At 43.6% G+C, this 12,333-nt stretch carries 12 protein-coding genes; 4 read left to right on the top strand and 8 right to left on the bottom strand.

Annotated features, from left to right (window positions below):
- Positions 1-263: 263 nt before the first annotated feature.
- From AC2VE5_RS20870 to AC2VE5_RS20840, 7 genes are all read right to left on the bottom strand, one after another.
- Positions 264-854 (bottom strand): sulfite oxidase-like oxidoreductase, encoded by a 591-nt coding sequence (locus AC2VE5_RS20870; RefSeq protein ID WP_486889603.1) that lies wholly within the window; start codon positions 852-854, stop codon positions 264-266.
- An 88-nt stretch (positions 855-942) separates the two neighbouring features.
- Positions 943-1,116 (bottom strand): 50S ribosomal protein L32, encoded by a 174-nt coding sequence (rpmF, locus tag AC2VE5_RS20865; RefSeq protein ID WP_486889605.1) that lies wholly within the window; start codon positions 1,114-1,116, stop codon positions 943-945.
- 109 nt (positions 1,117-1,225) lie between these two features.
- On the bottom strand, positions 1,226-2,080 hold the full coding sequence (locus tag AC2VE5_RS20860; protein WP_486889602.1) for a hypothetical protein: 855 nt from the start codon (positions 2,078-2,080) through the stop codon (positions 1,226-1,228).
- 307 nt (positions 2,081-2,387) lie between these two features.
- Positions 2,388-2,666: a Mo-dependent nitrogenase C-terminal domain-containing protein gene (locus AC2VE5_RS20855; RefSeq protein ID WP_486889604.1), complete on the bottom strand. Its 279-nt coding sequence runs from the start codon at positions 2,664-2,666 to the stop codon at positions 2,388-2,390.
- Between the two features lie 353 nt (positions 2,667-3,019).
- Positions 3,020-4,789 carry a ribonuclease J gene (locus tag AC2VE5_RS20850; protein WP_486889601.1) on the bottom strand — a complete coding sequence of 590 codons (1,770 nt, stop codon included), beginning with the start codon at positions 4,787-4,789 and terminating at the stop codon, positions 3,020-3,022.
- Between the two features lie 171 nt (positions 4,790-4,960).
- Complete coding sequence (gene dapA, locus AC2VE5_RS20845) at positions 4,961-5,866, bottom strand: 4-hydroxy-tetrahydrodipicolinate synthase (protein ID WP_486889600.1); 906 nt, start codon at positions 5,864-5,866, stop codon at positions 4,961-4,963.
- Positions 5,867-5,891: 25 nt separating this feature from the next.
- On the bottom strand, positions 5,892-6,938 hold the full coding sequence (locus AC2VE5_RS20840) for an aspartate-semialdehyde dehydrogenase (RefSeq protein ID WP_486889599.1): 1,047 nt from the start codon (positions 6,936-6,938) through the stop codon (positions 5,892-5,894).
- A gap of 506 nt (positions 6,939-7,444) precedes the next feature.
- Between AC2VE5_RS20840 and tig the strand changes: the two genes are divergently transcribed.
- The 4 genes from tig to AC2VE5_RS20820 all read left to right on the top strand — a co-directional run bounded on the left by tig (position 7,445) and on the right by AC2VE5_RS20820 (position 11,918).
- Positions 7,445-8,839: a trigger factor gene (gene tig / locus AC2VE5_RS20835; protein ID WP_486889598.1), complete on the top strand. Its 1,395-nt coding sequence runs from the start codon at positions 7,445-7,447 to the stop codon at positions 8,837-8,839.
- 150 nt (positions 8,840-8,989) lie between these two features.
- Complete coding sequence (gene clpP, locus AC2VE5_RS20830) at positions 8,990-9,664, top strand: ATP-dependent Clp endopeptidase proteolytic subunit ClpP (RefSeq protein ID WP_486889597.1); 675 nt, start codon at positions 8,990-8,992, stop codon at positions 9,662-9,664.
- Positions 9,665-9,677: 13 nt separating this feature from the next.
- Positions 9,678-11,021: an ATP-dependent protease ATP-binding subunit ClpX gene (clpX, locus tag AC2VE5_RS20825; RefSeq protein ID WP_486889596.1), complete on the top strand. Its 1,344-nt coding sequence runs from the start codon at positions 9,678-9,680 to the stop codon at positions 11,019-11,021.
- 3 nt (positions 11,022-11,024) lie between these two features.
- Positions 11,025-11,918 carry an alpha/beta fold hydrolase gene (locus AC2VE5_RS20820; RefSeq protein WP_486889595.1) on the top strand — a complete coding sequence of 298 codons (894 nt, stop codon included), beginning with the start codon at positions 11,025-11,027 and terminating at the stop codon, positions 11,916-11,918.
- A gap of 35 nt (positions 11,919-11,953) precedes the next feature.
- Here AC2VE5_RS20820 and AC2VE5_RS20815 read toward each other — a convergent pair whose 3' ends face one another.
- Positions 11,954-12,154 carry a hypothetical protein gene (locus AC2VE5_RS20815; RefSeq protein WP_486889594.1) on the bottom strand — a complete coding sequence of 67 codons (201 nt, stop codon included), beginning with the start codon at positions 12,152-12,154 and terminating at the stop codon, positions 11,954-11,956.
- Between the last annotated feature and the right edge of the window lie 179 nt (positions 12,155-12,333).

Here is a 12,333-nt window from a genome sequence, read left to right as displayed (position 1 = left end):
CTGTGACCCCTCTCGCTGGTTATCGGCATCAATGACTTTTTGGCGCAGGTCTACAGAGTACGCTTTCATTTAGTTTCCGTTCAAGTTTACTCTTTAACTGTATTATATTCAATCAGGAACTGCTGTATGTTGCTACAGGCTCAAAATCAAATCTCTGTTGCCAAAATATTCTGAGCCTCGTGCTGATTTAGTTGAGACCCAACAAAAATTTATAATTTTTAAAATCTAGCTACACAAATAATTGCGCGTTTGTGTAGCTGCAATCAGCTATAACGTTCTTCTGCCCAAGGTTCGCCTCGGCTGTTGTAGCCATTGCGCTCCCAAAAGCCTAATTCTTCTCGATCTAGAAACTCTAAACCATTAATCCATTTAGCACTTTTCCAAGCATAAATATGCGGTACTACTAGCCGCATCGGACCGCCATGTTCGGCACTTAGGGGTTCGTCAAATACCGTATGGGCAAAAAAGTTTTCTTCCCGCACAAAGTCAGACATCGCAATATTGGTCGTGTAACCGCCATAACAGTGTTCCATCACATGAACGGCTTTCGGGTCTACCTCAATCGATTTCATAAAATCGGTGACTTTGATTCCTCTCCATTTGACATCGAGTTTAGACCAGCGCGTAACGCAATGAAAGTCGGCGGTAAATTCCTGTTGGGGTAGAGCCATAAAGTCATCCCAGCTAAACGTTGCATCTTTTACCAGACCCCAAACTTTAAATTGCCAGGTTTCTTTACTAACTTGGGGCGTTTGCCCGTAAGTAAGCACCGGAAACCCTTTAGTTAAGTATTGACCGGGAGGAACGCGATCGCTCTGTTCCTCGTCAGGTTTTTTAAAAAATTTTCCTAGCATTATTTTCGTTGCTTCAGGTTCCTACTCTATTGTGGAATAGAACTGTTTAACTTACATTTCTGTAGCTAGTTAGCAACAGGCGCAAGGTTTATTCTGCTGCTTCGTCTTCTTCTTTATTTGGATATACAAACTTAGAGCGTCCGCTCAAAATTGATTTACCCAAAGAAAGCGCTTTTTGCGCTTCTACTACTGCTTTATGTTTCCAGGTTGCTTTGCGCTTATCTCGTTTTGATTTGGATGTTTTCTTCTTAGGAACTGCCATGATAGCTACTACAATTTTTGACAACCTTTCTAGTATAAAGGCAAAAAGCCAGCCCTACAACGACAAAATGTTGTTCTTACCAATTTGCTATGTCTAAAGTGAGCAGATTTTATCTTTGCTCGGAGGCAGGATTGGCTGGATCTGCTGGAGGTAAGCTCCCAGGAGCAGGAGCGGTCGTTGGGGCGACAGAAGGTTGTCCTGAATTAAAATTACTCCCAGGAGCGGTCGTTGGAGCAACAGAAGGTTGTCCTGAATTAGAATTATTCTCAGGAGAATTTACTGACGGTGTTCCCGGCGATTGGGGGCTTGGAACCAATGGTACTCCCGGTGCTTGAGGGCTTGGAACTAAAGCCGGACTTCCAGGCAGTGGTGTACTAGGGGCAGAGTTTGTTGGTTGAGTAGGAGCATTATTGATAACTTCTCTAGCACTACTGGGAGGATTAGGATTATTCTGTTGTTGTCTGGGCGTGACAGGTGGGGTATTTCTCTGTTGAGGAGGTGTAGGTGTATCGGAAGTAGCTAATTGTTGCTCATCGAGACGTAAAAGACTCCGTGCGCTATTGAAGTAGGTAAATCCATCAGTACCGCCATTCCATTGTGGACGACTTACGCTTACAGCTAAAACTGGGGCAATTACACCTTGATTTTGTCCCAAAATTACTACGTAAACGTCAGTTATTTGAGAACCTCTATCGAAACTTTGTTGAAGGGCGGAAGTAGCTGCCAGTTCTGCCCGTTGAATTAGGCTATCGTAGGTTTCATCTGGTTGGCGATCGACAGTAATATCATCAATCCGAGCTGTTTCAGCTTGAGCCGTTTGTTGTCCAAGAGAACCAAACCCGATAATTAGCAAAGATAGGGCAGTTATTTGAGTTGCCCTAGTTATCCATTGCCCAAAATCAGGTTTGTTTTTATTTTGGTGCTGTTTGGTCTTTAAGGCTTGCTTGCAAAAAATCAACCGCATAACTGCAATTGCTCCTTAAATTGGGTGCTTGAAAATTAACGATATCTAACTGTATTAACATTGCTTTGCTGTCTGCTGTTAAATATAACTAGATATCTTCAAAATAATCGGGCAATCAAAACCTTAAAATCTGCTGTTTTAGCTGAAAATAATATACTTTACCTGTTTTGCTAATTAGCTTGTAGAGAAAACAGGGTTTTATACTCAACGTAACGAGTTTTATATGAATACGTGACTAAGGTGTGATTTTGTAGGAGTGAGGAGCAGTTGGATTTGATGCAACTTTCGCATCAGAAAACTAAAATTTTTAGCAGTAAGCTGTAACATCTTCGCCACATTCATCAGCCAAGTAGCATAGCGCCCGAAAACGCAAAGCTACCAATTCCTCGTACAGTGGATTGAGTTTGCACATGGGAGGAATGTGGAATAATTTACGACCAAATAAGGTAATATCGCGCTCAAACGGACATTGGGCAGGAATTAGCTTGCATAAACGGTGGGCTAATTTTGGGTTGCTTACTTGGACTCGATCTAGACGTTGACGCAAAGATTGAAAAATATCAAAGTCTACTTTTTCACCTAGCATCCAGTTGTTAAGTGGGAAGTCTGAGTTTGTTTGTTGTGATAAGTTCATAACGTCTCTACTTTAATCTGGTAATATGGGTGTTCTAAAAGTATCTACAGTTTGTTAGCGAGTTTTTCGGAAGAATTTGACCTTCTAGTCAATGGAGCCGCAGGTGCGCAATGCGAAAAGTTAATTTGTCATTATCTTGCCCCTGGTTAAATAGATTGAGAATTAGAGACATCACTGAACTTTTGCCCTTGTAGATTTCCAATTTCCGTAAATGCACTCAAGGTTAGCCAAAATAAAAGGGTAGGAAGAAGCTTGTAACTTCTTCCTACCCTTTGGCAGCTATAATCTATAAAACCTTGATGTACTTAAGATGCAGCGACTTCTTGAGCAGTTGTACGCCGCCGTCTTCTCCCATCTAGAACTTTAGCTGGTTCGTCGGGAGTTTGCATCAATAGGGTAACGGAAGGTTGAGTTTGCAATTCCCGGCGAATTTGGCGCTGCAATTCTCGTTCTAACTGTACTTGTACCCCTACCCAATCTACTTCCACTGGTTCGCCATTGACCGATTGCGTAAAACTCGACCAGCGATCGCTTAATACTCTTTCCATCCGCTCTTGCACCCATTTTTGCAGCATGGGGCGATCGACAGAGGTAACTACACCGCGCAGGTGAATTTCTGGTTTCATCATCAATTTGCCTTGCCAATCTACCGCCGCCGCAATGGTAATAATTCCTTCTCCTGCCAATTGCTGCCGTTCTTTGAGGACGCGATCGCTGACTATTCCCGTCCGCGACATATCCACTAGCTCAATTCCCGCAGGCACTTTCCCGGTGACGCGAATCGCCTCTGACGAGACTTCTACCACATCCCCGTTCTGGACAATTACCATATTCTCAGCAGGAATGCCTGTACTTTGGGCTGTTTGGGCGTGTTTGACTAGCATCCGGTGTTCGCCATGCACTGGTAGGAAGAACTTCGGCTTGGTTAGTCCAATCATCAGTTTTTGGTCTTCTTGGCAGCCGTGACCGGATACGTGCAATCCTTTATCTTTACCGTAGATAACGTTCGCTCCCTGCATCATTAAGCGGTCAATGGTATTGACTACCGCAATGGTGTTTCCAGGAATTGGGTTAGCCGAAAATACTACAGTATCGCCGGGACGAATTTTTATTTGCTGGTGTTCGCCGTTAGAAATTCGAGTCATGGCTGACAATGGTTCGCCTTGCGAACCAGTAGTCAGAATCAATACTTTTTCTTCGGGTAAGTTACGCAACGCCTGCAAAGGTTGCAGCAAGTTATCTTCGCACTTGATATAGCCCAAGTTGCGGGCGTGAGCGATCAAGTTCAACATTGAGCGCCCGACTACACCAACTACGCGATTTTGCTTTCTGGCTATGTCCAAAATCATGTTGATGCGGTGGACGGAAGAGGCGAAGGTTGTAACTAAAATTCGCCCTTTAGCTTGACTAAATACCCGTTCTAAGTTTGGATATACCGAGCGTTCGGAAGCTGTATAGCCTGGTACTTCAGAATTTGTCGAGTCGCTAATCAAGCAAAGTACGCCTTTTTCGCCGTGTTCTGCTAACCGTTGCATATCAAAAAATTCGCCATCTACTGGAGTATGGTCAAATTTGAAGTCTCCAGTGTGGATAATTACTCCGGCGGGTGTATGCAAAGCAATAGTAAAACTATCAGCAATCGAGTGAGTATTGCGGATAAACTCAACGATAAATTGCGAACCTAATCTTACGGTTTCGCGGGGTCTAACAGTTCTTAATTCTGTGCGATCGCGCATTCCGGCTTCTTCTAATTTACCTTCTAGCATTGCCAATGCTAATCTAGGTCCATAAATTACCGGAATTTCTAGCTGTCTGAGGTGAAAGGCTATGCCACCAATATGATCTTCATGACCGTGAGTGACGATCATGCCTTTAATTTTGTGGCGATTTTCCCGCAGGTAAGTCATGTCTGGAAGCACAATATTTACTCCGTGCATACCATCGGTGGGAAAAGCTAACCCTGCGTCTAATAAAATTATTTCATCGTTGCACTCAAATACGCAGGTATTTTTGCCAATTTCATGCAAGCCGCCAAGAGGAATAATTTTTACTACTGCTGATGTGTTTTTTGTCATGTCAATCCTTTGAACGATAGGTTGTTAATGTTTAATAAAAAAACTGTAGAAGTTCTCATTTTTTCTAAATGAGCTTAAGTTTCTAGCAAATTTTTTATCTGAATGTTCTGCAATTGGGGGTAGATTTCAACCCCGTCTTCTGTAAGATTTTTGCCTTTTGCTTGAAAGTATTTAATAATCCAAATCTTTATTTTTAGCATTTATATCTTGCAAGACTTTTTCTAAGGTATTGATTACCTTGGCTTCTTCTTCGCATTGCAATGGCAGACGAGTCGAACCAACATCCCAACCTTTGAGTTTGAGCGCCATTTTTATTGCAATTGGATTAGCAGTGATAAATAAAGCCTTAAACAAAGGAAATAATTGTAAATGTATGCTAGTCGCACTCTGTACTTTGCCTGTTTCAAAAGCTCCAATCATTTGCTGCAACTGCACGCCTACCAAATGACTTGCTACACTGACAACGCCTTTCGCACCTACTGCTAACATTGGCAAGGTTAGGGAGTCATCGCCGGAGTAGATTTGAAATTCTCTAGGTGTCAAGCGGCTAATTTCACTTGCTTGGTCTAAGTTACCCGTTGCTTCTTTGATACCTACGATATTATCAATCTCAGCTAAACGAGCTACTGTCTCAGGAAGGAGATTTTGGCTGGTACGACTGGGGACGTTGTACAACACTATAGGTAAGTCGGGGCAAGCGGAGGCAATCGCCCGAAAGTGATGGTACAGACCCGATTGGGGGGGCTTGTTATAGTAAGGAACAACTTGTAAAGATCCATGTACTCCTATTCTAGATGCTTTTTGAGTAGCTGAAATCGCTTCAGTGGTAGAATTTGACCCCGTACCTGCCATTACTAAGGCTTTTCCAGCTACTGCCTGCAATACGACTTGAAATAGTTGATATTCTTCATCCCAAGTTAGGGTTGGCGATTCTCCTGTTGTACCGCACACGACGATTGTATCGCTGCCATTTGCGGCTAAATGTGCGGCTAATTGCTCAGCTACAGCATAATTGACACTGCCGTCTGGTTTAAACGGTGTAACCATTGCTGTAACAACTTTTCCAAAATCTACCACCCGTTTTTACTCCTCACCGTAGCTTCTAGCTATTTGCTGTTTGATATTCTTTGGCTGATAGTAGATTTTTTTCTACTAATAATTCAGCAATTTGCACGGCATTCAAGGCTGCACCTTTACGAATTTGGTCGCCACACAGCCACAGTTCTAAACCACACTCGTGAGATATATCTTGACGGATGCGACCTACTAGCACTTCATCAATACCTGTAGCATCTATCGGCATGGGGAAGTAATTTGCTTCCCAGTCTTCCACGACTCGCACGCCGGGAGACTGACTTAGTATTGCTTTGGCTTGGGTAGCACTCATTGGCGACTCAAATTCTAGATTAATCGCTTCCGAGTGGGCGCGTAGTACGGGAACCCGAACGCAGGTTGCCGTAACTCGCAGTTGTTCGGCGTTAAATATTTTCCGAGTTTCGTTAACCATTTTCATTTCTTCTTCACAATAACCGTTGGCGGTCATGGGGGAGTTGTGAGGAAATAAATTAAATGCCAAAGGGTAAGGGAAAATTTCTGGAGTAGGGGATTTTCCTTGCAAAATTTCTTGAGTCTGGTTTTTGACTTCTTCCATTGCCATCGCTCCCGCCCCACTGGCAGACTGGTAAGTAGCGGCAATAATCCGGTTAATTTTCCTGACTTTATACAGGGGATACACCGCCACTGCCATCAAAATTGTCGTGCAGTTGGGGTTGGCAATAATGCCTTGATGGTTGCCGATTGCGTCAGGATTGACTTCTGGTACTACTAAGGGAACTTGAGGATCGGTGCGAAAGGCGCTAGAGTTGTCTATCACTACAGCACCCGCAGCTACAGCAATAGGTGCTAGAGTTTTTGAAATAGAGCCACCTGCGGACGCTAGTACCAAGTCAATATTATCAAAAGAGCGATCGCTCACTTGCTCGATTACTAAGTCTTCTCCCTTGAAGTTCAAAGTTTTCCCTGCGCTGCGAGGAGAAGCTAGTAGCTTTAGTTCCGCCACAGGAAAATTACGGCTTTCTAGCAATTCTAATAGTTCTGTGCCTACAGCCCCGGTTGCGCCTAAAATTGCCACGCGATAGGATTTTGTCAAGTTTTGCTCCTAGTCAATATAATCGTTGATTAATTCCAGTTTTTAAATAGCTTGTTTAGATAATTAATTAAATTTAATAGTCAATTATTTTAGTAAGAAATTAAGCTTTTTCGTAACTTATAGCAGTTTGATTAAAGTCTTCAAGCAACTCAAATAGGCTTTGGCTACTAGCTTATCAGCAAATGGTTGCTCAAGGCAGAACTTAAGTTGAGGAAGCTAGAGATAAATGTAACATAGAGCAAAAGTGATAGACCGTAATGCGCGATCGTGTCAAATTATCGCTAAACTAAAAACTGCTCGAAACGCCACAAGCTTTATCTGCCCAATGTAGAATATCACGGTGGCGTTGAACCTACCCTGCCAGAATAAAAGTGCTTTGGTTTTAGAGGGATAAAAAAGGCAAATATTATAATTGTTAGGCAAAGTCCAGCTTTCGCCGTCAGCAACCAGAGCAAGCTTAGGTAATTTAGTTCCATTTAGTCAAATTGTCAGATAAAACTCTAAACATGAAAGTCACCCAGGAAAAACTCCCCGCAAGTCAAGTTGGCTTGGAAATAGAAATTCCCCCCGAACAGTCCAAACAGGCTTACGAACAGGTAATTCAAAACTTTGCTCGTTCTGCCAATATTCCTGGGTTTCGTAAAGGTAAAGTTCCCCGTCAAGTATTAATTCAACGGCTAGGGGTAGTAAGAATCAAGGCAACAGCCTTAGAAGACTTAATTGAAAGCGGCGTAACAGAGGCACTCAAGCAAGAAGAAGTTAAAGCAATTGGTCAACCGCAGCTACGCACTTCTTTTGAAGACTTAATCAGCCAGTACGAACCTGGCAACCCTTTGACTTTTAAGGCGGCGGTGGATGTACAGCCAGAAATAAATCTGACTCAGTACACTGGCTTACAAGTGCAAGCGGAGGAAGTAAAATACGATCCTGCCAGCGTCGAGAAAGTAATTGAAGAAAATCGCCAAGAAATGGCAACATCGATTCCTGTCGAAGGACGCGTGGCGCAAATGGGCGATGTGGCAGTAGTAGACTTTAAAGGCATTTTAGTCAACGACGACCCAGAGGCGGAAGTAGAAGAAATCCCTGGAGGTCAGGCGACAGATTTTCAAGTAGAACTCAACGAAGGTAGGTTTATTGAGGGCTTCATTGATGGCATTGTGGGTATGAATATCGGCGAAACTAAAGAAGTTGATGCCAAGTTTCCCTCCGAGTACCCCCAGCCAGAGTTTGCAGACCGAAAAGCAAAGTTTACAGTGACTTTGAAAGAATTAAAAGAAAAAGAACTGCCAGAAGTCAACGATGACTTTGCCCAAGAAGTCAGCGAATTTGAAACTTTAGAAGAATTAAGAGCCTCGCTAGAAAAGAGATTCCAAGAGGAAGCAGAAAATAAAACTAAAGCTAACAAGCAGCAAGCTTTGACAAAGGAATTGGTAAAAAATGTTGAGGTCGATTTGCCCGAAACCTTAATTAACCAAGAAATCGATACAATGCTGACCCAAACTGCTATGCAGTTAAGCAGACAGGGAATTGATGTCAAAAAGTTATTTACTCAAGATACTATACCCGAACTACGATCGCGATCGCGCCCCGAAGCCATTGATAGCATCAAACGCACCTTAGCACTGCAAGAAATCGCCAAACGCGAATTGATTGAAGTAGAAAGTGCGGCGATTGAAGCGCGGTTTAATGAAGTGCTAGCACAGTACGCCGACAAAGATGTTGACAAGGAAAGGTTGCGCGAAGTCATCGCCGACGAATTGCTCACTGAGAAAATTCTCGATTGGTTGCAAGCAAACGCCACTATTGAACTTGTCGCCGAAGGCACTTTGAATCCGCCCGAAGAAATAGCCGCAGAAGCAGAAGAAGTCGAAGCCAATCTAGAAAAAACAAGCGCAGAATAAGTATATAGGGCGATCGCTCTGTCATTAGGGCGATTTCTCCATCTCCAAATAGATAAGTCATAATAGGTTAAAGATAGGTTACTTAGAGTTCCAACCTACTATGCTTTCCTAGCAACGCCATGTCAGTTCCACTTTTTAAGTTTGTGATTTATGCTTGAATCAAAATCTGTATATCCTATCAACAGCGCGAACTATCTAGAGATAAACAACATCGTTCCTACCGTTGTAGAACAGTCAGGCATGGGGGAACGAGCTTTTGATATTTACTCTCGGCTTTTGAGAGAGCGGATTGTATTTTTGGGGACGCAGGTAGATGATGCTGTGGCGGACTCCATCGTGGCGCAATTATTGTTTTTGGATGCTGAAGACCCAGAAAAAGACATTCAGTTATATATCAATTCTCCCGGCGGTTCAGTCACGGCAGGCATGGCAATTTATGACACAATCCAGCAAATTCGCCCGGATGTTGTTACTATTTGTTTTGGATTAGCTGCAAGCATGGGCGCATTCTTGCTAACTGCTGGAGCAAAAGGTAAAAGGATGTCCTTACCTAGCGCCCGGATTATGATTCACCAACCATTAGGTGGCGCTCAAGGTCAAGCCGTTGATATCGAAATTCAAGCAAAAGAAATTCTTTATCACAAAAGTAGACTAAACGAGTTACTAGCTCATCACACTGGTAAGCCTCTAGAAAGAATTGAAGCTGATACAGAGCGAGACTTTTTTATGTCTGCCGAAGAAGCAAAAAACTACGGCTTAATCGACAGCGTGATTTCGCGGCAAAATATTCCCCAAGCAGGCGCTACAGTTACTCCAGTTAACTAATTCGAGGCTTTTTATGGTAAAGTACGACTCCCATCTTAAATGTTCGTTTTGCGGCAAGTCTCAAGAACAGGTACGCAAGTTGATTGCCGGACCGGGAGTCTACATTTGCGATGAATGCGTTGATTTGTGCAACGAAATTCTTGACGAAGAATTAATCGAACACAATACAAGCAGCGCGGCCGCTCCCCAATCACCTCGTCCCGAACCACCCCAAAAACGCCGCCCCCGCTCGGCAAGTTTATCTTTTAATCAAATACCCAAGCCGCGAGAAATTAAAAACCATCTAGACGACCATGTAATTGGTCAAGACGAAGCTAAAAAGGTCTTATCAGTAGCAGTTTACAACCACTACAAGCGTCTCAGCCTACTTCAAAATAAAGCTAGTGGCAAAGGCGCAGAAGATGCGGTAGAACTGCAAAAATCAAATATTTTGTTAGTTGGTCCCACTGGTTGCGGCAAAACTCTGCTGGCTCAAACCTTAGCAAAAATATTAGACGTACCTTTTGCAGTCGCTGATGCTACAACCTTAACTGAAGCAGGATATGTGGGAGAAGATGTAGAAAATATCTTGCTCCGCTTGCTGCAAGTGGCGGATTTGGATGTAGAAGAAGCGCAACGGGGAATCATTTACATCGATGAAATAGACAAAATTGCCCGAAAAAGTGAAAATCCTTCAATTACCCGCGATGTCTCCGGTGAAGGCGTACAGCAAGCTTTGTTGAAGATGTTGGAAGGCACGATCGCTAACGTACCACCTCAAGGCGGGCGCAAGCATCCCTATCAAGACTGCATCCAAATTGACACCAGCAATATTTTGTTTATTTGTGGCGGTGCTTTTGTGGGTCTAGATAAAGTTGTAGAGCAGCGCATTGGCAAGAAATCAATGGGCTTTATTCAACCAGGGGAAGGGCAATCGAAGGAAAAACGCACGGCAGACGTGCTGCGTCACCTAGAACCAGGCGATTTAGTTAAGTTTGGTATGATCCCTGAATTCATCGGTCGCATACCCGTAGCGGCGGTAGTAGAGCCATTAGATGAAGAAACTTTAGTGGCAATTTTGACCCAGCCGCGCAGTGCTTTAGTCAAGCAGTACCAAACGCTGTTAAACATGGACAACGTGCAACTAGAATTTAAGCCCGATGCTTTAAAAGCGATCGCTATAGAAGCCTACCGCCGCAAAACTGGAGCTAGAGCCTTGCGGGCAATTGTTGAAGAATTGATGCTAGAGGTGATGTACGAACTCCCCTCAAGAAAAGATGTTACTTGCTGTACGATTACGCGAGAGATGGTAGAAAAACGCTCTACGGCGGAATTGCTAGTACACCCATCTTCCTTACCCAAGCCAGAATCTGCCTAAATCATGCCTTACATTTGCGTTCGTGGCGTTAACCACTATTACGAGTGGGTAAAGTCGCCGGAAAATTCTCACGTCAAGCCAGTAATGGTATTTATACATGGGTGGGCTGGCTCGGCTCGTTATTGGCAAAGTACAGCTATTGCCCTAAGCAAAGACTTCGACTGTCTACTATACGATATGCGAGGTTTTGGGCGCTCTAATGGGACTCCCTTTGACGTAAAATCGGCAGTTGCAGAGTCCTCCGCGCCCGTCGCAGAAACTGTAGAGGAGTTAACTTACGAGCTTGATGAATATGCCAGAGATTTGGCAGCTTTGCTAGATGGATTAAAGCTAAAAAAGGTTTATCTCAACGCTCATTCAACAGGTGCATCGGTAGCAACATTGTTTCTCAACCTGTATCCAGAGCGGGTAGAGAAAGCAATTTTGACTTGTAGCGGTGTTTTTGAGTACGACGAAAAAGCCTTTGCGGCTTTTCACAAGTTTGGTGGCTATGTAGTCAAATTTCGCCCCAAGTGGTTGGCGCTAATTCCCTTTGTCGATCGGATGTTTATGGCGCGATTTTTAAAACGCTCAATTCCAAAGAGCGATCGCAAAGCTTTTTTGGATGACTTTTTGATGGCAGATTATGCCGCCGCAATCGGCACAATGGTTACGGCAGTAAGCGAAAATGCTGCCAAGTTTATGCCGCACGAATTTACCAAGCTGACTGTACCCACGCTTTTAGTTGCTGGAGAATACGACCAAATTATTCCGCCTGCCATGGGCCGTCAAGCCGCAGCCTTGAGCGACAATGTAGAATTTGTCTTGATGCCAAATACGGCTCATTTTCCGATGCTAGAAGATCCGCAAACTTACCTTAGCCGCGTACAGGAATTTTTACAAACACCAAAGGTGTAGCAAACAATATTTTGGTTAGTATTGGCAGCTAATTACTAAATATTTGCGTTTTTGGTATTGGTAGCCAAACGTTCTTGCTCGTAATGAATTTCTTGTTGTAACTCCTCTACACATAGCTTTTCGTAGCGCAGATCTTCCCAAGCTTTCTCTATTTGTTGGTTTTCAGCACCAATTTTTTGTTGCTGTTGTTCTAGTTCGTGTCTTTGCACCTCTAAACGCTGTTTTTCTTCAACCAAGGCTTGCTGTTCGACTTGTGAAGCACTCCAACCTGCTTCGCTGAGGTTGGAGCTTCCAACTTTGGCGTTTCAGGGACGGTTTTATTCGTCCTCGGAGCTTCCCACTTCAAAGCGCCGATGCCTCTACTATCAGTGCGATAATGTTGGTCTTACTCAGCCTCCATAGGCAGCCGCCCTCC

The sequence above is a fragment of the Aliterella sp. E5.1 genome, assembly GCF_057473825.1.
This window is presented reverse-complemented; position numbering and strand designations above follow the sequence as displayed.

Bases quoted from the DNA above. Each gene is read 5' to 3' on its own strand.
- clpX (WP_486889596.1), top strand. From the start codon at position 9,678: ATGGTAAAGTACGACTCCCATCTTAAATGTTCGTTTTGCGGCAAGTCT.
- AC2VE5_RS20850 (WP_486889601.1), bottom strand. From the start codon at position 4,789: ATGACAAAAAACACATCAGCAGTAGTAAAAATTATTCCTCTTGGCGGC.
- AC2VE5_RS20820 (WP_486889595.1), top strand. From the start codon at position 11,025: ATGCCTTACATTTGCGTTCGTGGCGTTAACCACTATTACGAGTGGGTA.
- AC2VE5_RS20870 (WP_486889603.1), bottom strand. From the start codon at position 854: ATGCTAGGAAAATTTTTTAAAAAACCTGACGAGGAACAGAGCGATCGC.
- rpmF (WP_486889605.1), bottom strand. From the start codon at position 1,116: ATGGCAGTTCCTAAGAAGAAAACATCCAAATCAAAACGAGATAAGCGC.
- clpP (WP_486889597.1), top strand. From the start codon at position 8,990: ATGCTTGAATCAAAATCTGTATATCCTATCAACAGCGCGAACTATCTA.
- tig (WP_486889598.1), top strand. From the start codon at position 7,445: ATGAAAGTCACCCAGGAAAAACTCCCCGCAAGTCAAGTTGGCTTGGAA.
- AC2VE5_RS20860 (WP_486889602.1), bottom strand. From the start codon at position 2,080: ATGCGGTTGATTTTTTGCAAGCAAGCCTTAAAGACCAAACAGCACCAA.
- AC2VE5_RS20855 (WP_486889604.1), bottom strand. From the start codon at position 2,666: ATGCTAGGTGAAAAAGTAGACTTTGATATTTTTCAATCTTTGCGTCAA.